This window comes from Solibacillus palustris (assembly GCF_022549215.1).
GTDB lineage: Bacteria > Bacillota > Bacilli > Bacillales_A > Planococcaceae > Solibacillus > Solibacillus daqui.
On record NZ_JAKZFC010000001.1, the window covers coordinates 775,818 to 799,303 of the forward strand.

20 protein-coding genes are annotated in these 23,486 nt (G+C 39.4%); 16 read left to right on the forward strand and 4 right to left on the reverse strand.

The genetic code is table 11. The annotated features are described in order from the left end of the window. Positions 1–56: 56 nt before the first annotated feature. The 16 genes from dxr to LZ480_RS03695 all read left to right on the forward strand — a co-directional run bounded on the left by dxr (position 57) and on the right by LZ480_RS03695 (position 20,990). Positions 57–1,202 (forward strand): 1-deoxy-D-xylulose-5-phosphate reductoisomerase, encoded by a 1,146-nt coding sequence (gene dxr, locus LZ480_RS03620; RefSeq protein WP_241368015.1) that lies wholly within the window; start codon positions 57–59, stop codon positions 1,200–1,202. A gap of 57 nt (positions 1,203–1,259) precedes the next feature. Then, a complete protein-coding gene (gene rseP, locus LZ480_RS03625; RefSeq protein ID WP_241368016.1) occupies positions 1,260–2,519 on the forward strand; it encodes an RIP metalloprotease RseP in 1,260 nt (419 codons plus the stop codon). A 206-nt stretch (positions 2,520–2,725) separates the two neighbouring features. Further along, positions 2,726–4,432, forward strand: coding sequence for a proline--tRNA ligase (locus tag LZ480_RS03630; RefSeq protein ID WP_241368017.1), 1,707 nt, complete (start codon positions 2,726–2,728; stop codon positions 4,430–4,432). A gap of 85 nt (positions 4,433–4,517) precedes the next feature. Next, complete coding sequence (locus LZ480_RS03635; RefSeq protein WP_241368018.1) at positions 4,518–8,843, forward strand: PolC-type DNA polymerase III; 4,326 nt, start codon at positions 4,518–4,520, stop codon at positions 8,841–8,843. A gap of 402 nt (positions 8,844–9,245) precedes the next feature. Further along, the gene (gene rimP / locus LZ480_RS03640) at positions 9,246–9,731 is read left to right on the forward strand and encodes a ribosome maturation factor RimP (RefSeq protein ID WP_241368019.1); all 486 of its coding nucleotides are present in this window, start codon (positions 9,246–9,248) and stop codon (positions 9,729–9,731) included. 13 nt (positions 9,732–9,744) lie between these two features. Beyond that, positions 9,745–10,872 (forward strand): transcription termination factor NusA, encoded by a 1,128-nt coding sequence (gene nusA, locus LZ480_RS03645; RefSeq protein WP_241368020.1) that lies wholly within the window; start codon positions 9,745–9,747, stop codon positions 10,870–10,872. Between the two features lie 38 nt (positions 10,873–10,910). Then, positions 10,911–11,189, forward strand: a complete 279-nt coding sequence (gene rnpM / locus LZ480_RS03650) for an RNase P modulator RnpM (RefSeq protein WP_241368021.1) — start codon at positions 10,911–10,913, stop codon at positions 11,187–11,189. Further along, complete coding sequence (locus LZ480_RS03655) at positions 11,186–11,494, forward strand: YlxQ family RNA-binding protein (RefSeq protein WP_241368022.1); 309 nt, start codon at positions 11,186–11,188, stop codon at positions 11,492–11,494. The genes rnpM and LZ480_RS03655 overlap by 4 nt, the downstream gene beginning before the upstream one ends. 14 nt (positions 11,495–11,508) lie before the next feature. Next, positions 11,509–13,809 (forward strand): translation initiation factor IF-2, encoded by a 2,301-nt coding sequence (gene infB / locus LZ480_RS03660; RefSeq protein ID WP_241368023.1) that lies wholly within the window; start codon positions 11,509–11,511, stop codon positions 13,807–13,809. Next, on the forward strand, positions 13,809–14,087 hold the full coding sequence (locus LZ480_RS03665) for a DUF503 domain-containing protein (protein WP_241368024.1): 279 nt from the start codon (positions 13,809–13,811) through the stop codon (positions 14,085–14,087). Before infB ends, LZ480_RS03665 begins: the two co-directional genes overlap by 1 nt. Positions 14,088–14,129: 42 nt before the next feature. Next, the gene (rbfA, locus tag LZ480_RS03670) at positions 14,130–14,474 is read left to right on the forward strand and encodes a 30S ribosome-binding factor RbfA (protein WP_241368025.1); all 345 of its coding nucleotides are present in this window, start codon (positions 14,130–14,132) and stop codon (positions 14,472–14,474) included. Between the two features lie 197 nt (positions 14,475–14,671). After that, positions 14,672–15,583, forward strand: a complete 912-nt coding sequence (gene truB / locus LZ480_RS03675; protein WP_241368026.1) for a tRNA pseudouridine(55) synthase TruB — start codon at positions 14,672–14,674, stop codon at positions 15,581–15,583. Between the two features lie 14 nt (positions 15,584–15,597). Then, positions 15,598–16,548, forward strand: coding sequence for a riboflavin biosynthesis protein RibF (gene ribF / locus LZ480_RS03680; RefSeq protein ID WP_241368027.1), 951 nt, complete (start codon positions 15,598–15,600; stop codon positions 16,546–16,548). Between the two features lie 140 nt (positions 16,549–16,688). After that, positions 16,689–16,958: a 30S ribosomal protein S15 gene (rpsO, locus tag LZ480_RS03685; RefSeq protein WP_241368028.1), complete on the forward strand. Its 270-nt coding sequence runs from the start codon at positions 16,689–16,691 to the stop codon at positions 16,956–16,958. 391 nt (positions 16,959–17,349) lie between these two features. Beyond that, a complete protein-coding gene (gene pnp, locus LZ480_RS03690) occupies positions 17,350–19,461 on the forward strand; it encodes a polyribonucleotide nucleotidyltransferase (RefSeq protein ID WP_241368029.1) in 2,112 nt (703 codons plus the stop codon). A 299-nt stretch (positions 19,462–19,760) separates the two neighbouring features. Continuing rightward, complete coding sequence (locus tag LZ480_RS03695) at positions 19,761–20,990, forward strand: M16 family metallopeptidase (protein ID WP_241368030.1); 1,230 nt, start codon at positions 19,761–19,763, stop codon at positions 20,988–20,990. 36 nt (positions 20,991–21,026) lie between these two features. Here LZ480_RS03695 and LZ480_RS03700 read toward each other — a convergent pair whose 3' ends face one another. Genes LZ480_RS03700 through LZ480_RS03715 form a run of 4 tightly spaced genes read right to left on the reverse strand, consistent with a single transcriptional unit; the run spans position 21,027 to position 23,468 of the window. Next, positions 21,027–21,647: a hypothetical protein gene (locus tag LZ480_RS03700; protein WP_241368031.1), complete on the reverse strand. Its 621-nt coding sequence runs from the start codon at positions 21,645–21,647 to the stop codon at positions 21,027–21,029. Next, complete coding sequence (locus LZ480_RS03705) at positions 21,644–22,252, reverse strand: hypothetical protein (protein ID WP_241368032.1); 609 nt, start codon at positions 22,250–22,252, stop codon at positions 21,644–21,646. Before LZ480_RS03705 ends, LZ480_RS03700 begins: the two co-directional genes overlap by 4 nt. Further along, positions 22,252–23,094, reverse strand: a complete 843-nt coding sequence (locus tag LZ480_RS03710) for an ABC transporter ATP-binding protein (protein WP_241368033.1) — start codon at positions 23,092–23,094, stop codon at positions 22,252–22,254. Before LZ480_RS03710 ends, LZ480_RS03705 begins: the two co-directional genes overlap by 1 nt. Further along, complete coding sequence (locus tag LZ480_RS03715; protein WP_241368034.1) at positions 23,091–23,468, reverse strand: GntR family transcriptional regulator; 378 nt, start codon at positions 23,466–23,468, stop codon at positions 23,091–23,093. Before LZ480_RS03715 ends, LZ480_RS03710 begins: the two co-directional genes overlap by 4 nt. Positions 23,469–23,486 lie beyond the last annotated feature (18 nt).

Genomic DNA, 23,486 nt, shown 5'->3' on the forward strand with positions numbered 1-23,486 from the left:
TATAATGCAAGCGGCTTTTAGTTGCTTATAAGGATTTTAGAGGGGAAGTATTCGTTGTGAAAAAAATTAGTTTATTAGGTGCAACAGGTTCAATTGGTTGGCAGACATTTGATATATTATTGGCTCAGCCGCAAGAATTCAAGCTTGTGGCTTTTTCTGCAGGTCAAAATGTAGAAAAGTCTCGAGAAATTATTGAAAAGCTACAGCCAGAGCTTGTATCGATGCAAACCGAGGATGCGGCTTTAGCTTTACAAAAAGATTATCCGCATATTTCCTTTGCATTTGGTCGGAAAGGGTTAGTGGAGGTGGCAACTCACCCGGATTCAACGGTGCTTGTAAACGCAGTGTTAGGAAGTGTAGGGTTAGAATCTACACTAGCTGCGATTCGCATGGGTAAAACCATTGCCATTGCCAACAAAGAAACGCTTGTTACTGCAGGGCATTTAGTAATGGCTGAAGCCAAAAAATACAACGCGCCAATTATACCAGTGGATAGTGAGCACTCGGCATTATTCCAATCAATGAACGGTGAAAATAAAAAGCGCATTGAACGACTAATTTTAACAGCATCTGGTGGTTCATTCCGTGATAAAACACGTGCAGAGCTAGAAGATGTAACAGTAAAAGACGCTTTAAATCACCCAAACTGGTCGATGGGTGCTAAAATCACTATCGATTCAGCGACGATGATGAATAAAGGACTTGAAGTAATTGAAGCGCATGTATTATTCGATATGCCTTATGACAATATTGATGTCTTATTGCACCGTGAAAGTATAATTCACTCAATGGTCGAATATGAAGATACTAGTGTTATTGCACAGCTTGGTACGCCGGATATGCGTGTACCGATTCAATATGCGCTTAGCTATCCAGATCGTTTGCCATTAAAAAATGGTCAACGTTTAAATTTAGCGCAAATTGGTCAGCTTCATTTTAAAGAGGTTGATTTTGACCGTTTCCGCGCTTTAAAACTTGCCTATGATGCCGGGCGAATGGGTGGTACGATTTTAACGGCAATGAATGCAGCAAATGAAGCTGCTGTTGCACTATTTTTACAAGAAAAAATTACGTTTTTACAAATTGAAGAATGTATTGAGCGTGTGATGAATAGTCATAACAATATCATCATGCCAGATTTGCAGACGATTTTACATGTAGATAGCGAGACGAGAAAAACCGTTGCAAGCATGGTAAAATAGTAAAGATGAAAGTAAGCTATGTGAACTGGGCATAGCGCCATTTGAAGGTGGGGTATTATGGAAACAGTTATTGCCTTTATTTTAATCTTTGGCTCACTTGTATTTTTCCATGAGCTAGGTCACTTTATTTTTGCAAAACGTGCGGGCATTATGGTGCGTGAATTTGCAATCGGAATGGGACCGAAAATCTTTGGTATGACGAAGGGTGAAACAATTTATACACTACGTCTATTACCAATCGGTGGTTACGTACGCATGGCCGGCGAGGATACGGATACGGTCGAATTACAGCCGGGATACCGTGTAGCTTTAGTAACAAATGAGGATAATCTTGTTGAAAAAATCGTATTAAATCAAAAAGCACAGTATCAAAACGTCGTGTTTTTAGAGGTCGAGCGTGCCGATTTAGAGCGTGAACTTTGGATTGAAGGTTACGATGAAGAAGACAAGCTTGTGCGATTTGACGTGTCACGTACAGCAATGATTGTAGAAAACGGTACAGAGCAAATTATTGCACCGTATGACCGCCAATTTAATTCAAAATCTGTTGGCGCACGTGCAATGGCCATTTTTGCGGGTCCGTTATTTAACTTTATTTTAGCGTTCTTTATATTTATGGTCATTGGTTTAATTCAAGGAGTTCCTGTGGATGAACCGATTATTGGAAGTGTTAGTGAGGATAAACCAGCAAGTGTGGCGGGATTACAAGACGGCGATATCGTAACGAAAATTAATGGTGTCGCGATTTCGACTTGGGAGGAGCTTTCACAGCAAATTCAAACAAATCCCGAGAAAGCCATTACATTAGATGTAGCGCGTGAGGATGGCACTACTGCAACGCTTGAAGTTACACCAACGGCAGTTGAGCAAACGGATGGCACGAAATATGGCCAAATCGGCATCATGCGTTCAATGGATAGCAATCCGTTAAAAGCAGTTGTTTACGGCGCAGAAGAAACGTATAACATGACTGTCCTAATTGGAAAAATGCTTGGTAAGCTTGTAACTGGCCAATTTTCAATTGATGATTTATCAGGTCCAGTTGGGATTTATAAAGCAACGGAAACGGTCGTAACATTTGGGCTATACAATGTCCTTTATTGGGCAGCAATGCTAAGTGTCAACTTAGGGATTATGAACCTACTACCATTGCCAGCACTTGATGGTGGACGATTATTATTCTTCGCATTTGAAGCTGTACGTGGAAAACCGATGGATCGTCAAAAAGAGGGCATGGTACATTTTGTCGGAATTGTATTATTAATGATTTTAATGGTCGTAGTTACATGGAACGACATCCAACGTTTCTTTTTCTAATTAAATAAGACTCTAAAATGACAGCTTTGAGCGTTTTGTATGAATAATACTAGCGTTCAAAGCTAAATTTGTTTAGTATAGAAGCAGTAGAAATTTTTCGAGTAAACTTGAAAAAATCTGGATGTAACTTCACCGAGGTGAAATTGATTGGTGACAGCATTTGTCCTATAATGATGAAGTGAAAACTAAAAAAGGTGGCACTATTTATGAAACAAAGTAAAACGTTTATCCCTACTTTAAGGGAAAATCCATCTGATGCAGACGTAAAATCACACCGCACACTGCTTCGTGCTGGTTTTATTCGTCAAAATGCAGCAGGGGTATATTCTTACTTACCATTAGCACGCAAAGTATTAGCAAAAATTGAACAAGTTGTTCGTGAAGAAATGGAAGCAATTGATTCAGTAGAGCTATTAATGCCAGCATTACAAGCAGCTGAATTATGGCAAGAATCTGGGCGTTGGGAAGCTTATGGTCCAGAATTAATGCGTTTAAAAGACCGTCATGACCGTGATTTCGCGTTAGGCGCAACTCACGAAGAGGTAATTACTACTTTAGTACGTGACGAAATTAAATCATACAAAAAATTACCAATCACACTTTACCAAATTCAAAACAAATTCCGTGATGAAAAACGCCCTCGCTTCGGATTATTACGTGGTCGTGAATTTATCATGAAAGATGCGTATTCATTCCACGCCACTCGTGAATCATTAGATGCAACGTATGATGATATGTACCGTGCATACTCAAACATCTTCTCACGTCTTGGCTTAAACTTCCGCGCGGTAATTGCTGACGCTGGTTCAATCGGTGGTAAAGGGACACATGAATTCATGGTCTTATCTGAAATCGGTGAAGATACAATTGCTTACTCAGATACTTCAGATTACGCGGCAAATATTGAAATGGCTGAAGTCGTTGTAGAATACTCTGCACCAGCAACGCCAATGAAAGACATTGAAAAGGTTGCAACACCAGATCAAAAGACAATCGAAGAAGTATCGACGTTCTTAAATGTTGAAGCTTCAAATGTGATTAAGTCATTAGTATTCGATATCGACGGTGAGCTAGTAGTTGTATTAGCACGTGGCGACCATGAAATTAACGATATTAAATTAAAAAATGCTTTAGGTGCGACTTCGGTAGAATTAGCAGATGAAGCGGCAATCAAAGAATTACTTGGTTGTGCTCCAGGCTCAATTGGTCCAGTGAAATTACCTGTAAATGTAAAAGTAATTGCTGATAACGCCATCAAGTCTGTTCGCAATGGTGTAGCTGGCGCAAACGAAGACGGCTACCATCTATTAAACGTAAATCCAGAACGCGATTTTGCAATTGGTTCTTATGAAGATATCCGCTTCATCCAAGTGGGTGACCCATCTCCAGACGGACAAGGTAATATCAAGTTTGCTGAAGGAATTGAAGTAGGTCATATTTTCAAATTAGGTACAACGTATTCAGCAAAAATGAACGCTACATTCTTAGATGAGCAAGGAAAAGCACAGCCATTCATCATGGGTTGTTACGGTATTGGTGTTTCTCGTTTACTTGCAGCAGTTGCTGAACAGTTCCAAGATGACAACGGTTTTGTATGGCCAGCTCAATTAGCACCGTATGATTTACACTTAGTGCCAGTTAATACAAAAGACGAAGTACAAGTACAATTAGCTGACGAATTATACGGTGTTTTAAAATCATACCGTTATAATGTACTTTATGATGACCGTACTGAGCGCGCAGGTGTTAAATTTGCTGATGCAGACCTTATCGGCTTACCAGTGCGTATTACAGTAGGGAAAAAAGCTTCTGAAGGCTTAGTAGAAGTGAAATTCCGCGCAACAGGCGAATCGGCAGAGTGGGCAAAAGAAGAAGTGGTAGATCGTTTAAACGAATACTTCCGTCAACACTAATTATAACCACTAGATAGAAAGAATGGGAAAGTACAGGATTCGTGTACTTTCCTTTCTTTTTCAGTAAATAGAAAGGGTGAAACAATTGTCAAATCAGGAAGGAAGACAAAAATTCCTACTCTTATTACAACAGCTTGAACTGACTGATGATGTCTATATGTCCTTTTTTGAAAATGGTGCGCTCGAACGTGTCACCGTTCATAAAAAGAAACGCGTATGGCATTTTAAAATTCAAATCGAAAACATTTTACCGTTTCAAGTGTATCAGTTACTCCGTATGCGCATGGCGGAAAAATTCTCACATATTGCAAACGTTTCCTTAACGATTGAATCGCATAATCCCGTTGTAAATGAGCAGTATATTTTAGAATATTGGCAGGCAGCAATTGAACAGCTTGGTGAAATGTCACCTTTACTTCGTGAAAATTTAATGAAGCAGACACCAAAGTGGACGGGGAATAAGCTTGTTGTTACTTCGATGCTAGAAATCGAGTTTATGACATTAAAGGCGAAATACACGGAGAAAATTGCGGATTGCTATAAGACGTTCGGTTTTCCACATATTTCGTTAGACTTTAAGCTTATTGAGGAATCTGAAGAATTTGTCGCGCAGCAAGAGGCGTTCTATGAGCAGCGTAGGGAAGAAGAAGAACGCTTATCAAAACAGGCGATGGCGGACTTTGCGGCGCGTGAAAAAGAGAAAGCTGAAAACCCAGGAGCTGTTGCACAAAACGATGCGGTGTTCCAGCTTGGGTCACTTATTAAAAATGCGGAGATTGCTGAAATCCGCACAATCTTAGAAGAAGAACGCTCGATAGTTATTGAAGGCTTTATTTTCTCGGCTGAAGTGAAAGAGCTTCGAAGCGGACGATCGATTCTAGAATTTAAAATGTCCGATTATACGGATTCGTTGGCAGTAAAAATGTTCTCAAATAGCGATGAAGATGTTGTGAAAATGAATCAAATCAGTAAAGGGATGTGGGTGCGCGCGCGCGGCTCGATTCAAATGGATACCTTTGCACGCGATTTAGTTATGATGGTGCGTGATATCAATGAAGTAAAGCATGAACCACGTAAAGACTTAGCACCTGAAGGCGAAAAACGTGTAGAACTGCATTTACATTCACCAATGAGTCAAATGGACGCGATGACACCAGTGGATAAGCTTGTTGCACAGGCTGCTAAATGGGGACATCCCGCGATTGCAATTACCGATCACGCGGTTGTACAAGCATTTCCAGAAGCTTATTCAGCAGGAAAGAAAAATGGCATTAAAGTGATTTACGGGGTAGAGGCGAATTTAGTTGATGACGGTAAGCCGATTGTCTATGATCCGCAAGACCGTATGCTAGAAGATGAAACGTACATCGTATTTGATGTGGAGACAACTGGTTTCTCAAATGTGTATGACACGATTATCGAGCTTGCCGCAGTGAAAATTAAAAACGGTCAAGTGATAGATACGTTTGAACGCTTTTCAAATCCACATCGTAAACTAACAGCCAAGATTATTGAGTTAACGCATATTACCGATGACATGTTAGTGAATGCACCCGAGTTAAATGATGTTATTTCCGAATTCCGTGATTTTATTGGAGATGGGGTATTAGTAGCTCACAATGCAGCGTTCGACTTAGGCTTCTTATATGTTGCTTATAAAACGGCCGGAATTGATTTGCGACATCCAGGGATTGATACAGTCGAATTATCACGTTTAGTGAACCCTGGTCAAAAATCGCACAGCTTAAAAACATTAACGAAAAAATATAATATCGAATTAACACAACACCACCGTGCCATTTATGATACCGAGGCGACGGGTGAACTATTTTTACACTTAATGAAGCAATCAGCTGATTTAGGTATTAAAAACTTAAATGAAATGAATGATAATGTTGGTGGCGAAGATGGCTATAAGCAAGCTCGCCCAAGTCACTGTACGATTTTAGCGGTAGATAATGATGGGTTGAAAAATTTATTTAAGCTCATTACGATTTCGCATACACAAACGTTCTATCGTGTACCACGAATTCGCCGCTCGGATTTGCAAAAGCTACGTCAAGGTTTAATTGTCGGTTCAGGCTGTTCTAACGGTGAACTATTTGAAACGATTATGAATAAAACACCAGAGGAAGCTGAGCGTATCGCACGCTTCTATGATTATTTAGAAATCATGCCAAAGCCTGTGTACTCACCACTTGTTGATGGCGGTACGGTGCATGATGAATGGGCACTAGAAGATATAATTCGCCGACTTGTTAAGCTCGGGAAAAAATTGAATTTACCGGTTGTTGCAACGGGGAATGTGCATTATTTGCATGAAACCGATGCGAAATTCCGTCAAATATTAGTTGGTTCGATGGGCGGGGCAAATCCATTAAACCGTCATAAACTACCGCAAGTGCACTTCCGTACAACGGATGAAATGCTAAAAGAATTCGACTTTTTAGGACCAGATTTAGCGAAGGAAGTTGTTGTAACAAACACACAATTAGTAGCCGACATGATTGGTGATGTAAAGCCGATTAAAGATGATTTATATACACCGAAAATTGAAGGATCCGATGATGAGGTAACGAACTTAACATATGAGATGGCGCACCGTATTTATGGTGAGAACTTACCCGAAATAGTGCAGGCACGTATTGATAAAGAGCTAAAATCAATTTTAGGTCACGGATTCGGGGTAATTTACTTGATTTCCGCGAAGCTCGTAAAAAAATCACTGGCGGACGGTTACTTAGTAGGTTCGCGTGGTTCAGTTGGTTCTTCACTTGTTGCAACATTCATGGAGATTACTGAGGTAAATCCATTGCCACCACATTATGTCTGTCCAGACTGTAACCATTCCGAGTTTATTGCGGATGGTTCGGTAGCATCTGGCTATGACTTACCGAATAAAGAATGTCCAGAATGTGGGGCACAGTATAAAAAAGATGGGCAAGATATCCCGTTCGAAACATTCCTTGGATTTAAAGGAGATAAGGTACCTGATATTGATCTCAATTTCTCCGGTGAATACCAGCCACAAGCGCATAACTACACAAAAGTACTATTCGGTGAAGAATATGTATTCCGTGCAGGAACGATTGGTACCGTTGCTGAAAAAACGGCGTATGGTTATGTAAAAGGCTATGCAAATGATAATAATTTAACGTATCGGAACGCAGAAGTTGACCGACTTGTGCAAGGTTGTACAGGTGTAAAACGAACGACAGGGCAGCACCCAGGGGGAATTATTGTAGTACCTGACTATATGGATATTTACGATTTCTCACCAGTGCAATTCCCAGCTGATGCGCAGGATTCAGAGTGGAAAACGACCCACTTTGACTTCCATTCGATTCACGATAATATTTTAAAGCTCGATATTCTCGGGCACGATGATCCGACCGTAATTCGTATGTTGCAAGATTTATCAGGTATTGATCCGAAAACAATTCCAACTGATGACCCAGTCGTAATGAAAATTTTTAGTTCAACAGAATCTTTAGGAGTAACTGAAAAGCAAATCGGAGCAAAAACAGGTACACTCGGCATTCCAGAGTTTGGTACAAAATTCGTTCGTCAAATGTTAGAAGAAACGAAACCAACCACATTTAGTGAACTTGTACAAATTTCTGGGCTTTCTCATGGTACGGATGTTTGGCTTGGAAACGCAGCGGACCTCATTAAAGATGGGACATGTGTATTAAAAGAGGTAATTGGCTGTCGTGATGATATTATGGTTTATTTAATTTATCAGGATTTGGAGCCGAGTTTTGCGTTTAAAATTATGGAATCTGTGCGTAAAGGGAAAGGCTTAACCGATGAGATGGAAGCCGAAATGCGTGCAAAAAAAGTGCCGGAATGGTATATCGATTCCTGTAAAAAGATTAAGTACATGTTCCCGAAAGCCCACGCAGCAGCCTATGTATTAATGGCGGTGCGTATTGCCTGGTTTAAGGTGCATCATCCGATCCTTTATTATGCAGCGTACTTTACTGTGCGTGCATCAGACTTTGATTTAATTTCGATGACGCAAGGTTCTGTGATGATACGTAAAAAAATTGATGAAATTAATATGAAGGGCTTAGATGCAGCTCCTAAAGAGAAAAGTTTATTAACCGTTATGGAAATTGCACTTGAAATGTGTGAGCGCGGCATGAGCTTTAAAAAGATTGATCTTTATAAATCACAAGCGAGTGAATTTATTATTGAAGGTAATTCGTTAATTCCACCATTTGACTCGATTCCAGGCCTTGGAACGAACGTTGCGAAACAAATCGTAGAAGCACGAAAAAATGGAGAGTTTTTATCGAAAGAAGATTTGCAACAGCGTGGTCGAGTTTCGAAAACGTTAATTGAGTATATGGATGAGCTAGGTTGCTTAGAAGGTATGCCTGATGCCAACCAATTATCATTGTTCTAAAACTTGTCAATGAAGAAATGGTCTTTCATAGCCAATATTTGCATTAGCAATATGTTTGTGCTATGCTAATTGTAACAATTTGTTGATAGTTCGCCAGCAAAAGAGTGGGTTTTCCCGCTCTTTTCTGTTGTTTACATGGCTATTTATTTTAATTCAGCAGGTGACTAGTCACCTGCTGAATTAAAATAAGCCTATGGCGGATGTCACAGATTTTTAGTTGAGTTTTTTTAAATTGAGGTTAGCCTAAAAAGCATCACATCATGTGACAACGGCTGACTGACCCACGTCCTGTGGTGCTAAACTCGAAAAAATCTGGATACAATTACGCCGAGGTGTAATTGATGCAAATTTTTCAGTGAAAACTCGTTTTTTATAGTAAGGCAAGAGCGTAAGGAGGATACGATGAGCAAAGTTACGTCGATCATTGAAGAGCTAGTGACACCGATCGTTGAAGAGCTTGAATTAGAATTAGTTGATATCGAGTTCGTGAAAGAAGGACGCGACTGGTTCCTTCGTATTTATGTTGACACACCTGCAGGCGGCATTGATATTTTACAATGTGCGCAAGTAAGTGAACGTTTAAGCGAAAAATTGGATGAAAATGATCCAATCGAGCAAAATTATTATTTAGAGGTTTCTTCACCAGGAGCTGAACGTCCGCTAAAAAAACAGCAGGACTTTGAAAAGGCTATCGGTAAATATATTTATGTGAAAACGTATGAGCCTGTGAAGGATTTAAAAGAATTCTATGGTTATTTACGCGCATATACAGATGAATTTTTAGAAATTGAAATCCGCATAAAAACACGTAAATTAACAGTACAAATTGAAAAAGAAAAAATTGCACAAGCTCGTCTTGCAATCGATTTTTCAGACAAGCAAATTTAGGAGTGAAAACAAAATGAGTAGTGAATTACTAGATGCCCTTACTGCCCTTGAAGAGCAGAAAGGTATTTCAAGAGATGTATTAATTGAGGCAATCGAGGCGGCTTTAGTAACGGCGTACAAACGTAACTTTAACCAAGCGCAAAATGTACGTGTAGATCTTAACCTTGATACAGGTTCAATGGTTGTATATTCTCGCAAAAATGTCGTAGAGGATGCAGAAGATGAGCGCTTAGAAATTACGTTAGAAGATGCACAATACATCAACCCTGCATACCAAATCGGCGATATCGTAGAAGAAGAAGTAACACCTCGTAACTTCGGTCGTATTGCTGCACAAACAGCAAAACAAGTAGTCACGCAACGTGTGCGCGAAGCAGAGCGCGGCTTAATCTACGAAGAATACGTTGATCGTGAAGATGATATCGTTTCAGGTACAATCGAACGTCAAGATGCGCGTAATATTTATGTATCAATTGGTAAAGTAGAAGCTGCATTACCAGTAAATGAACAAATTCAAGGTGAAGTTTACAAGCCAACATCTCGCCTTCGTGTATACATCACAAAAGTAGAGCGCACAACTCGTGGCCCACAAGTAATTGTATCTCGTACACATCCTGGATTATTACGCCGTCTATTCGAAATGGAAGTTCCAGAAATTTATGATGGAACAGTAGAAATTAAATCGATTGCACGTGAAGCGGGCGACCGTTCTAAAATTTCAGTGTATGCACATAATGAAGAAGTAGATCCTGTAGGTTCATGTGTAGGCGCTAAAGGTGCTCGTGTTCAAACAATCGTAAACGAATTAAACGGTGAAAAAATTGACATCGTAGAATGGTCAGAAGATCCAGTTGTATTCGTAGCGAATGCCCTTAGCCCATCAAAAGTATTAGACGTTCAAGTAAATGAAGAAGAAAAGTCAACAACTGTAGTAGTACCAGATTATCAATTGTCTTTAGCAATCGGTAAACGCGGTCAAAACGCACGTCTTGCTGCGAAATTAACTGGCTGGAAAATCGACATCAAGTCGGAAACAGATGCGCGTGAATTAGGAATCTATCCTTCTGAAACAAGCACATTCGTTCCACGTGAAGACAATGAAGATGTTGTATTTGATTTATATGGTGACGACGAAGAGTAAGCAGCACTTGAAATAGTTTTGCTAAGGAGGGTGAGCAAATGGTTGTAAATAAAAAAGTCCCTTTAAGAAAATGTGTAGCAACAGGTGAAATGTTACCGAAAAAGTCAATGATTCGTGTCGTCAGGTCAAAAGAAGGCGAAGTAAGCGTTGATGTAACAGGTAAAAAATCTGGTCGAGGTGCATATGTATCTAAATCAGAGCAGGCTGTTGAAATTGCACGTAAGAAAAATATTTTAGATCGCCAATTAGAAGCGAAAGTGCCCGATGATGTGTATGAAGAGCTATTAACGCTGATCCGTAGGGAGTCGATTTTATGACAAACCCTGCAGTGCTACAGCTATTAGGCTTAGCGGCACGTGCACGTAAAGTAATCTCTGGAGAAGAGCTAGTAATTAAAGAAGTTCGAAATGGTAAGGCAAAGCTTGTCCTACTTGCTTCGGATGCTTCAGCAAATACTAGTAAAAAGATTCAAGATAAATGTACGTATTATCACGTTGAGTATTATGTTTTTGGGGATCGATATGATCTTGGACATGCTACCGGAAAAGAACACCGTGTAGCGATTGCTATTACTGATAGCGGATTTGCTAAAAAAATGTCTAGTCTACTCAACGAAAAATAATCGGGGGTGAGCAGATGAGCAAAGTAAGAGTTCATGAATATGCGAAAAAGGTAAACAAAACAAGTAAGGAAGTTATTGAGCAGTTAGCAAAATTTGATCAACCTGTGAAAAATCATATGGCTGTTATCAATGAAGCAACACTATCAAGACTTGATTCTGTCTTTCAGCAAGCAGTAGAACCAGCAAAAGATTCTCCTGCCAGACAATCATCTGCGAAGGATGTAAAGCCAGCACATAAGCAAGGGCAGAACAAAGTGCAGCATGAAAAAAAGCAGGAACGTCAACAATCTGCTTCAATTAATCACCAACCGAATAAAACAAACAATGCCTCTGGGCAAACAAAATCGCAGCAAGGCGAAAAACTAAGAAATGAAAAAGGTAACCAAAATCGAAATATGACTCAAAATAATAACAATAACCGCAAAGGCGGCAATAACCAAAACAACAATAATAACAAGGGCGGGTATCAACAACGTCGTAAACCAGGGATTAACGGTGGTAAGCGTCGTACGCATCGCCCTGCGCCACAGCCAATGGTCCAAAAAGAATTACCAGAAAAAATTACGTTCTATGAAAGCTTAACAGTAGCAGAGCTTGCTAAAAAGTTACACCGTGAGCCTTCTGAAATTATCAAAAAATTATTCATGCTTGGTGTAATGGCAACAATTAACCAAGAACTTGATAAGGATGCAATCGAGTTACTTTGTGCAGACTATGGTGTAGAAGTAGAAGAAGAAATCCGTATCGACAAAACAGACTTAGATACTTACTTTGATGACTCAATCGTAGAAGTCGACGAAAACGCTTTAGAAGAGCGTCCACCAGTTGTCACAATTATGGGACACGTTGACCACGGTAAAACATCGTTACTTGACTCAATCCGTAAAACGAAAGTAACAGCGGGTGAAGCAGGTGGGATTACGCAACATATTGGTGCGTACCAAGTTTCAGAAGGCGATAAAAAAATCACATTCCTAGATACACCAGGACACGCAGCGTTTACAACAATGCGCGCGCGCGGTGCTTCTATTACGGATATCGCGATTATCGTCGTAGCAGCAGATGATGGTGTAATGCCACAAACAGTGGAAGCAATTAACCACGCGAAAGCAGCTGATGTGCCAATTATCGTAGCAATTAACAAAATGGATAAACCAACAGCTAATCCAGACCGTGTACAACAAGAGTTAACAGAGCATGGTTTAGTACCAGAAGCTTGGGGTGGCGAAACAATCTTCGTACCAATTTCTGCGTTAAAAGGTGAAGGAATCGACGAATTATTAGAAATGATTTTATTAACTGCTGAAGTTGGTGAATTAAAAGCAAACCCAACTCGTACTGCAATTGGTACTGTAATTGAAGCACAGCTTGATAAGGGCCGTGGTGCAGTTGCTACATTATTAGTTCAAGATGGTACATTACGTGTTGGTGACCCAATCGTAGTAGGTCATGCATACGGTCGTGTACGTGCAATGGTAAATGACCTAGGCCGACGAATTAAATCAGCTGGTCCATCTATGCCAATTGAAATTACAGGTTTAAACGAAGTGCCACAAGCGGGTGACCGTTTCGTAGTATTCGGAGATGAGAAAACAGCACGTCAAGTTGGTGAATCTCGTTCAATGACTGCTATCCAAGCACAACGTTCAGAAAAACAACGTGTAACATTAGATAACCTATTCGAACAAATGAGCCAAGGTGACGTGAAAGAATTAAACTTAATCGTTAAAGCTGACGTACAAGGTACTGTAGAAGCAATGGCATCTTCATTAATGAAGATTGATGTAGAAGGCGTAAACGTAAAAATCATCCACACGGGTGCAGGTGCGATTACAGAGTCTGATATTTCATTAGCAGCAGCTTCAAACGCTATCGTAATCGGTTTCAACGTACGTCCTGATGTAAACGCAAAACGCGCTGCAGACGAAGAAGGCGTAGACATCCGTTTACACCGTATTATTTACAAAGTAATCGAAGAAATCGAATCTGCGATGAAAGGTATGTTAGACCCTGAATACGAAGAAAAAATCGTTGGTCAAGCAGAGGTTCGTCAAACAATTAAAGTATCAAAAGTTGGTACAATTGCAGGTTCATACGTTATTGAAGGTAAAATCGTTCGCGATGCCGGCGTACGTATCATCCGCGAAAACGTAGTTATTTTTGAAGGCGAGTTAGATTCATTAAAACGCTTCAAAGATGACGCAAAAGAAGTTGCTAAAGGTTATGAGTGTGGTATTACAATCAAAAACTACAACGACATTAAGGAAGGCGACATTATCGAAGCCTTCGTAATGGAAGAAATCGTACGTAAATAATGATTGTATACGCAGAAATTGAATTCATCATTCAGACTGCCCACTCTTTGAAAGAAAAGCGTGCCGTGCTACAGCGCATGGTAACGCGCACAAAACAAAAATTTAATGTATCCATTGCAGAAATTGACCATCAAAATGTATGGCAACGTACGCGTTTAGCTCTTGTAGCGGTCGCTTCTTCAAAAGAGGCGGCTGAACGTGAGCTCATGCACGCGGTTCACTTTTTGCAGTCGAATCCTGAGTGGGATCAATTAGATTTTTACCGAGAATATTTATAAAGTCCACATTAGTGGCAAGTTAGTAGTAAAGAGGTGACTTTTATGTCTCTACGTTCAAATCGTGTTGCTGAGCAAATGAAAAAAGAAATTACTGAAATCATTGCCCGCAAAATTAAAGATCCACGCGTAGGTTTTGTTACAGTAACAGAAGTTGCGGTAACAGGGGACTTACAGCAAGCAACCGTTTATATTACATCACTAGGCAATGAGCGTGAACGCGCGGAATCGTTAAAAGCTTTAGAAAAAGCATCAGGTTTCATTCGATCTGAAGTAGGTTCTCGCATTCGCTTACGTCGCACGCCAGAACTAGCTTTCGAATTCGATACAGCAATCGAATACGGCAACAAAATCGACGCATTACTACGTGGTTTACACGAAGACAAATAATATACAAAAAAGTCTGCGCGGCATTTCATGCTTTGCAGGCTTTTTTTGCAAGAAAAGCGCTAAAGTGGCCGTTAAGCCCTGAACGACACTGGATGGCCCGACGTAAAAGTAAACGCTCTATCACTTTTGCATGGAGGGACTGAAGTGACCGAGGGGCTGGCACTTTAGCTTAGACACTATTTCAAAGGAGCAAAATAATGAACGGCATTCTCCCATTATGGAAAGAGCGTGGTATGACAAGCCATGACTGCGTATTTAAGTTACGAAAAATTTTACGAACAAAAAAGGTAGGTCACACAGGTACACTTGACCCTGGCGTAGAAGGAGTCTTACCAATTTGTATTGGCCAAGCTACACGTATTGCAGAATACTTAACAGATGCAGGTAAAACGTATGAAGCAATTGTCTCAATCAGTCGTACTACAACGACAGAAGATGCAGAAGGCGAAACCGTTGAGCAAAATGCAGACTTCAAGTCATTTACACGCGCGGAAATTTTAGCAGCACTAGCGTCATTAACAGGTGAAATCGAGCAAACACCACCAATGTTTTCAGCGGTAAAAGTTAATGGAAAAAAGCTATATGAATACGCACGTGCGGGTCAAACCGTGGAACGCCCAACACGAAAAATTACGATTTATGAGCTAGAGCTATTAGAGGATGCGGAAAAATTCGAAGGCGAAGAAGTGACGTTTTCGATTCGCATTAAATGTTCAAAGGGCACATACATCCGTACATTAGCTGTACAAATTGGTGAGGCGCTTGGTTATCCTGCGCATATGCATGAATTGGTGCGTACTGCCTCAGGAACATTTACAAAGGACAACTGTTTCACACTAGCAGAAATTGCGGACATGGTGGATGCAGGTGAGCAGGAAAAATTTTTATTACCAGTAGAATACGCGCTTTCAAATTATCCGTACATTGAAATTACGCCTGATATTGAAAAACAAATTTTCAATGGACAAGTGCTCCCTATGCATGCATTATTAAAAGAGCATGATAAAATGGTCTATGGGGTAGAGGGACGAGCATTTGCGGTCTATATCGCACATCCGACAAAATCAGGGCAAATGAAGCCGGATAAAATGTTTCCCGAACTAGATTAGGAGGCACATTAGTTATGGACGTAATTCATTTAAAATATCCATATCAATTATCACAAGAGTCAAATAAACAAGCCTATTCATTAGCAGTTGGCTTTTTCGATGGTGTACATAAGGGGCATCAAGCGGTAATTAACGCAGCAAAAGCAACTGCAAAAGAGCTTGGTATCAAAAGTGCGGTGATGACATTCGATCCACACCCATCGATTGTTTTAGGTGGACGTAACGAAAAGGTATTTTATATTACGCCGCTTGCGCAAAAGCTGGATACTTTTGAAGAATTGAGTATAGATGCAGTATTTGTCGTGAATTTTACATCAGATTTTGCAAAGCTAACACCAGAGCAATTTGTGCAGTATTTCATTTTAGATTTAAATGTGCAGCACGTAACAGCTGGTTTTGATTATTCGTTTGGCGCATTCGGCAAAGGCAATATGGACATGATGAAGCAATTAGCGCATGGCCAGTTTGGTGTGACAATTGTTGAAAAACAACAAGATGTAGAAGAGAAAATTAGCTCAACGCGCATTCGTAACGCATTACAAGATGGTGATATGGAGCAAGTGCGAACATTGCTTGGGCGCGCGTTTGAAGTACCGGGGATTGTTGTGCATGGTGATAAACGTGGACGTACGATGGGCTTCCCAACAGCAAATGTACAAGCAATGGAAGGCTGCTATATTCCAGCAACGGGCGTGTATGCAGTGAAAATTTTGGTGCAAAACAAATGGTATAACGGCGTATGTAACGTGGGTTATAAACCAACGTTTAAAAACCCAGAAGAAAAACAATTATCAATCGAAGTCCATATTTTAAACTTCGACAAAAATATTTATGGTGAAGAAGTTGTTGTTGGCTGGTACAAACGTATCCGTAGCGAGCGTAAGTTTAGTGGCATCGATGCATTAATCGAACAAATTGAGCACGACAAACAGCAGGCGATTCACTACTTTGAACAGTTATGCTGAATCAAGTTAAATAGTTGATTTGTAGCAACTTTGTATGGTACTATTCATTAGTACGAAATGTACGAACCTTAGCTCGGCTATACGCAACTCCAGCGATTGCTGTGCTAACGGGGATATTTTAATTTAGGAGGTCATTTAACATGGCAATTACACAACAACGTAAAAATGAAATCATCGCTGAGTACCGTACTCACGAAAGCGACACTGGTTCTCCAGAAGTACAAATCGCTGTATTAACTGCAGAAATCAACGCTTTAAACGCACACTTAGCTACTCACAAAAAAGACTACCACTCTCAACGTGGTCTTTTAAAAATGGTAGGTAAACGTCGTCACTTATTAAAATACTTACGTGAAAAAGACGTTGCACGTTACCGTGAATTAATCAACAAACTTGGATTACGTCGTTAATCTAACAATAAAAAGCGGGATTTTTCCCGCTTTTTATTATGTTTAGATATTGTTTGGAAAAATTTTATTAGTAATGTAACTTACGTATAAATTGTATAGTTGTTTGAAGTGAACGCGGTTAACTGAGGATTAGCTCGGGGAGACGAAAGGCAATTGCCATAACGAAAAACAACGATTTATTCATTATAAAGTATAGTATTTAATGATAAACTATTATAAATTAGCGTATACATTTTGATCATGCTTTTAATTGAAGGCACCAAATATAATATTTATAAATTTAATGATGAATTTATTGAAAAAATTTAGCATAGATATAGCTTTTTTGATACACTAACTATGGTACATAAAAAGATGCGTAGAGTGTTTCAATAAGAAAGGGGTTCATTTAATGAACGAAAAAAAGGTCTTTTCGTATGAATGGGCTGGCCGACCTTTAGTTGTAGAGGTAGGTCAGTTAGCAAAACAAGCAAATGGTGCTGCTATGGTACGCTATGGCGAAACAGCGGTATTAGCAACTGCAACAATGTCAAAACAAGCAAAAGCAACAGACTTCTTCCCGTTACAAGTTAACTATGAAGAACGTTTATATGCAGCAGGTAAAATTCCAGGAGGTTTCATTAAACGTGAAGGCCGTCCATCAGAGACAGCTGTATTAACATCTCGTTTAATCGACCGTCCAATTCGTCCTATGTTCCCAGATGGCTTCCGTAACGAAGTTCAATCAATTTTAATGGTAATGTCTAACGACCTAGATTGCCCGGCAGACGTAACAGCAATGTTTGGTTCTTCTTTATCATTAGCTGTTTCGGATATTCCATTCGATGGTCCAATCGCGGGTGTTCACGTTGGTTATATCGATGGCGAATTTATATTGAACCCAACGTTAGAGCAATCAGAAAAATCAACAGTTCACTTAACAGTGGCTGGTAACAAAGATGCAATCAACATGGTAGAAGCAGGCGCTTTAGAAGTTCCTGAAGAAATTATGTTAGAAGCAATCATGTACGGTCATGAAGAAATTAAAAAATTAATCGCGTTCCAAGAAGAAATCGTTGCAGCAGTTGGTAAAGAGAAAATCGAAGTTGTACTTTTCGAATTAGATGCTGAATTAACAGCAGCGATTAAAGCGGCGTGTGAAGCAGATATGAACACGGCAATTCAAACAGTGGATAAGCAAGAGCGTCAAGAAAATATTACAGCTGTAAAAGAACGTGTAATTGAATCGTATGAAGCACAAGAAGCTGATGAAAATACAATGAAACACGTACATTCCATCTTAGATAAAATGGTGAAAGATGAAGTACGTCGTTTAATTACAGACGATAAAATCCGTCCAGATGGTCGTAAACAAGACGAAATCCGTCCATTATCATCTGAAACAGACCTTTTACCTCGTGTACATGGTTCAGCAATGTTCACACGTGGACAAACACAAGCAGTTTCGATTACAACATTAGGTCCTTTAGGTGATGTACAAATCATTGACGGATTAGGCGTTGAAGAAACAAAACGCTTCATGCACCATTACAACTTCCCAGCATTCTCTGTAGGGGAAACAGGTCGTTATGGTTCTCCAGGCCGTCGTGAAATTGGTCACGGTGCGTTAGGTGAGCGTGCGATTTTAGCTGTCTTACCATCTGAAGAAGAATTCCCATATGCAATTCGTTGTGTAGCGGAAGTATTAGAATCAAACGGTTCTACTTCTCAAGCATCGATCTGTGCATCAGTTATGTCTCTAATGGCTGCAGGTGTTCCGATTAAAGCACCAGTTGCAGGTATCGCGATGGGTCTTGTAAAAAAAGGCGACAACTATACAGTATTAACAGATATTCAAGGTATGGAAGACCACCTTGGTGATATGGACTTTAAAGTAGCTGGTACAGCAAAAGGTGTAACAGCACTTCAAATGGACATCAAAATCGACGGTCTTTCTCGCAACATATTAGAAGAAGCGTTAACACAAGCAAAAATCGGTCGTATGCAAATTTTAGAGCATATGATGGCGACAATTTCTGAACCACGTACGTCGTTATCAACGTATGCACCAAAAATTATTTCAATCAAAATCAACCCAGATAAAATCCGTGACGTAATCGGACCTGGTGGTAAACAAATTAACAAAATTATCGATGAAACAGGCGTTAAAATTGATACAGAACAAGACGGTACAATCTACATCGCTTCAGCTGATGAAGCAATGATTAACCGCGCGAAAGAAATTATCGAATCAATCGTACGTGAAGCAAAAGTAGGCGAGTACTATATGTCTACAGTTAAACGTATTGAAAAATTCGGCGCATTCTGTGAAATCTTCCCTGGTAAAGACGGCTTACTACACATTTCAGAAATTCAAGAAGAACGTACGAAAGCTGTAGAAGACGTATTAAAAATCGGCGATCAATTACTTGTGAAATGTATCGAAATTGATAACCAAGGCCGCGTAAACTTATCACGCAAAATCGTAATCAAAGAAGAAAAAGAGCGCGCAGAACAAGCGTAATTTTTAGGCAATATAAAAGGGAGGTTGTACACAATTGTACAGCCTCTTTTTTGGTGGATAGCAACATATAAAAATATATAAGGGGATTCATGTAAGGAAATATGTGCGGTTTTTTAGGGTTTGCGTGCGAAATTACACAAGGTATGTGCGAATTTAGAGTATATGCGTGCGATTTTTGGGAAATACGTGCGAATTCCAACTTTTTAACTATAAATCCACATTTTAATGAAAAATTAGGTCAACTCCAACTCATGGATATTACCTTAAAATATATCTTTCTAAAATAAAGGAGAAATACAATGGTACAAATTATTACAGCTAAAAATGGTGTGCGAATCGTTGCGGAGCAGATGGCACATGTGCGCTCATTATCAGTCGGTATTTGGGTGAATGCAGGCTCACGCTATGAAACAATCAAAGAAAACGGCATAACGCATTTCATTGAACATATGCTTTTTAAAGGCACAAAAAATCGTACTGCGCGTCAAATTGCCGAGGAGTTTGACCGCATTGGTGGCGAAATTAATGCCTTCACATCCAAGGAGAACACATGCTATTATGCTAAGGTTTTAGACCATCATGGAGAAATAGCCGTGGATATTTTAGCGGATATGTTTTTCAACTCGTTGTTTACAAAAGAAGATATCGAGCGTGAGCGCCAAGTGGTGCTTGAAGAAATTTACATGAGTGAAGATGATCCCGCAGACGATGTTCATGAAAAGCTGTGGGCAGTCACGTATCCAAACGATGCACTCGGTCGACCAATTTTAGGAACATCTGAAACGTTAGCGACATTTAATGAAGCGATGATTCGCAACTATATGGCCAAGCATTATGGACCACAAAATGTCGTGATTTCTATTGCAGGTAATATTGAAGAGGGCTTACTTGAAAAAATAGAGCAGCTTTTCGGTCAATATGAAGCAAGCGAACAGATGATCATATCGAAACCTTCATTCCCAATATTCGCAGCGGGGGAAGTTGAAAAGACACGCGATACCGAACAGGCACATATCGCAATTTCATTCCCAGCAATTAGTATAAAAGATGCAAGAATGTATAGCTTTATTGCGATGAATAATATAATTGGTGGCAATATGAGCTCGCGTTTGTTTCAAGATGTACGTGAGGAACGCGGTTTAGCATATTCCGTATTTAGCTATCAATCTAGCTATGAGGACGTAGGGGTGTTTACGATTTATGCATCCGCTTCTAAGCAAAACTTAGACGCCTTAAAACAGCAAATCGACCAAACATTATTTGATGTAGTCACAGGTGGCGTGACGGAAGAAGAGCTTGAAAATGCGAAAGAGCAACTAAAGGGCAGCTTTGTATTAGGTTTAGAGGGAACAGAAGACTACATGAATCGCAACGGGGTCAATGAACTCATTCATCAACACCATCGTACGGTTGATGAAGTATTGGCAAAAATTGATGCCATATCAATGGATACGATTGATGAGCTCATTACAGAAATACTATTAACAGAACCAGCAATCGCCATTATTGGCCCAGAAAACGAAGAATAAAAAACAACAGCGCACTTTATCGGCGCTGTTGTTTTTTTATAGAAATTCAGCTTGTTCATAAAGTTTGACGGAAGCTTTGTATTGTTTATAGAAAATTACGAAACAGATAATCGGTGTGATAAGTGCGCCAACCAAGATGAAATCGAATAGAGAAAATAAAAAGCAGAGTAATGTATGGGTAATGAAAACAAATAGAATATAAAAAAACATATCTGAACCCGAAAAGGATTTACTATTAGCAGGGTGTTTAAAATGTGCTTTTAATGCACCACCAGTAGTAACAATGCTAAATGCAAAAATGCCAAGTGTGTAACACAATGCAAATACGGTTATATTTCCTTTGAAATATTGATTGGCTAATACTATAAAAACGGGAATAATCATGACATTATATAAAATTATTATATACAAATAAGAGCTTTTCACAAATTGTTTGAATGTAATTGGAAATGTTCGGATTAGTTTACTAAATGGTTCACTTAAAAGATGTGCAATGCAAAGCGATGGAATATAAATGGTAAAAAATGTTACAAGTGAGACTATGTTAATATTAATCACTTGATTTGAGTTTAAGAAACCTAAAGCAATTGCTAATACTATAAAAAATACAATGGACTTACTGGAATAACGAATGTGAAAGCGTAATAATGTCATCATTTAAATCCCCACCTCCTTTTTCCAAGCGTTATCATACTAAAATAGCTCAAACTAATAATCACAAGCATCAAAAAGAAAAAATGAAGACCAAAAGAGCTTGCAAATAATGTCAAATTATTAGAAGTAAGAAATATAGGTAAAAATAAAACCATAATGAGCAAAGTATTCAGCGAAGTAGTATTTAATCTAAGTGTGAGTATCCAAATACTAAGGGTAATGATCGCTAAACAACAACTGATTATAAATCCAAGCTGTTGTACCGTAGGAAATATAAATTCCTTTTCAATGAGTAATGTAAAAAGGGTAATTGCTCCTAACGCAAAGATTACATAACAAAAAGTAATCCAGCTTAAAAAAGTGAAATCAGCATGAACAATTGTTTTCGATGGAAGAGGAGCGACTGTTAATGTCGTTGAATATTCGCTTCGTAATACATTATATTTAGAGAACACAACCGCACAAGAACCGATAATGAACACTAGAACAATATAGAAGTGAAGACCAATGACCGCTCCTAGCAATAATATAAAACTATACGCAAGAGGTGTAAACCATACCCACGCCGATAGTTCCCTTAAAAAATAGCGCGTCAAAAAAAGCGTCATCACTTACGCCCCCTTACAAAAAACAGCATCAATTCATCAATTGTGGGCTTTGTTAGCTCAATAACAGGACTCACAAACTCTCGCTGAACTAAATACTCCACGCCAAACACATAGTCACGTTTACCGATTATTGCGTGTTTTGGAATGACCTTAGCCTCCTCATGAGTACCTTTCCAAATACCGTAGCCATATTGCAATTCATCTTTGTTTTCATGAAATAACATTTTACCTTCATGAATAAAAACAATCGAATCAGCAATTTTTTCTAAATCACTCGTAATATGTGAAGAAATTAAAATTGCGCGATCCTCCTGCTCCATAAACGTTTGTAATAACTCAAGTACCTCATCGCGAACAATCGGGTCAAGTCCGCTTGTCGGTTCATCGAGCAATAACACTTTTGGATCATAAGAAAGCGCCACGATAATACCGAGCTTAGCCTTCATTCCCTTTGACATTTTTTTGATTGCATCATATTTCGGCACATCAAAGCGTTCAAGCAATCCATAAAAAGTGTCCGTATTCCATTTCGGATACAATTCACGATATAACGAGTTAATATCTTTCGCTGTTAAATGCTGCGGAATATGTAGTTCATCAAATACGACCCCAATCTGAGCTTTAATGTCGACCTCATTATCCGCAACATTTTTCCCTAAAATAAAGAGTTCTCCTTCATCAGGCTTTAATAAGTTCAGCAATAATTTCAAAGTTGTCGATTTTCCTGATCCATTTTGTCCGATAAAACCGGCAATTGTTCCCGCTTCAACGTGGAACGAAATATTAGTAAGCTGAAATTTCTTAATCCGTTTCCAAACATTATTCACTTCAATAACATTCATGGCGATTCCTCCAATAGTAAGTCTAGTAGCTCGTGAATCGAGTCTTTGTCAACAGAGGCTAATTTCGCAATAGACACTGCTTTTGTCAAATGAACCTCAATTTGACGAATGAGCTCCTCGCGTAAAAAATCTTGATTGCGCTCGGATACATAGCTACCTTTGCCGGCAATCGTTTCGATAAAGCCATCACGTTCTAAATTGGCATAGGCTCGCTTCGTCGTCATCACACTAATTTTTAATTCCTTAGCAAGCGCACGAATTGAAGGTAGGGCATCACCCGTCATGAGCACACCTGATAAAATCGCTTGTTTTAATTGATCGGTAATTTGTTCGTAAATGGGCTGGTCGCTATTGTTACTCAACTTTATAATCATCCAATCACCACCTATGTT

Bases quoted from the DNA above. Each gene is read 5' to 3' on its own strand.
- nusA (WP_241368020.1), top strand. From the start codon at position 9,745: ATGAGTAGTGAATTACTAGATGCCCTTACTGCCCTTGAAGAGCAGAAA.
- LZ480_RS03630 (WP_241368017.1), top strand. From the start codon at position 2,726: ATGAAACAAAGTAAAACGTTTATCCCTACTTTAAGGGAAAATCCATCT.
- LZ480_RS03710 (WP_241368033.1), bottom strand. From the start codon at position 23,094: ATGAATGTTATTGAAGTGAATAATGTTTGGAAACGGATTAAGAAATTT.
- rseP (WP_241368016.1), top strand. From the start codon at position 1,260: ATGGAAACAGTTATTGCCTTTATTTTAATCTTTGGCTCACTTGTATTT.
- rbfA (WP_241368025.1), top strand. From the start codon at position 14,130: ATGTCTCTACGTTCAAATCGTGTTGCTGAGCAAATGAAAAAAGAAATT.
- pnp (WP_241368029.1), top strand. From the start codon at position 17,350: ATGAACGAAAAAAAGGTCTTTTCGTATGAATGGGCTGGCCGACCTTTA.
- rnpM (WP_241368021.1), top strand. From the start codon at position 10,911: ATGGTTGTAAATAAAAAAGTCCCTTTAAGAAAATGTGTAGCAACAGGT.
- LZ480_RS03695 (WP_241368030.1), top strand. From the start codon at position 19,761: ATGGTACAAATTATTACAGCTAAAAATGGTGTGCGAATCGTTGCGGAG.
- rpsO (WP_241368028.1), top strand. From the start codon at position 16,689: ATGGCAATTACACAACAACGTAAAAATGAAATCATCGCTGAGTACCGT.
- LZ480_RS03715 (WP_241368034.1), bottom strand. From the start codon at position 23,468: ATGATTATAAAGTTGAGTAACAATAGCGACCAGCCCATTTACGAACAA.
- infB (WP_241368023.1), top strand. From the start codon at position 11,509: ATGAGCAAAGTAAGAGTTCATGAATATGCGAAAAAGGTAAACAAAACA.
- LZ480_RS03700 (WP_241368031.1), bottom strand. From the start codon at position 21,647: ATGATGACATTATTACGCTTTCACATTCGTTATTCCAGTAAGTCCATT.
- truB (WP_241368026.1), top strand. From the start codon at position 14,672: ATGAACGGCATTCTCCCATTATGGAAAGAGCGTGGTATGACAAGCCAT.
- ribF (WP_241368027.1), top strand. From the start codon at position 15,598: ATGGACGTAATTCATTTAAAATATCCATATCAATTATCACAAGAGTCA.
- LZ480_RS03665 (WP_241368024.1), top strand. From the start codon at position 13,809: ATGATTGTATACGCAGAAATTGAATTCATCATTCAGACTGCCCACTCT.
- rimP (WP_241368019.1), top strand. From the start codon at position 9,246: ATGAGCAAAGTTACGTCGATCATTGAAGAGCTAGTGACACCGATCGTT.
- LZ480_RS03655 (WP_241368022.1), top strand. From the start codon at position 11,186: ATGACAAACCCTGCAGTGCTACAGCTATTAGGCTTAGCGGCACGTGCA.
- LZ480_RS03705 (WP_241368032.1), bottom strand. From the start codon at position 22,252: ATGACGCTTTTTTTGACGCGCTATTTTTTAAGGGAACTATCGGCGTGG.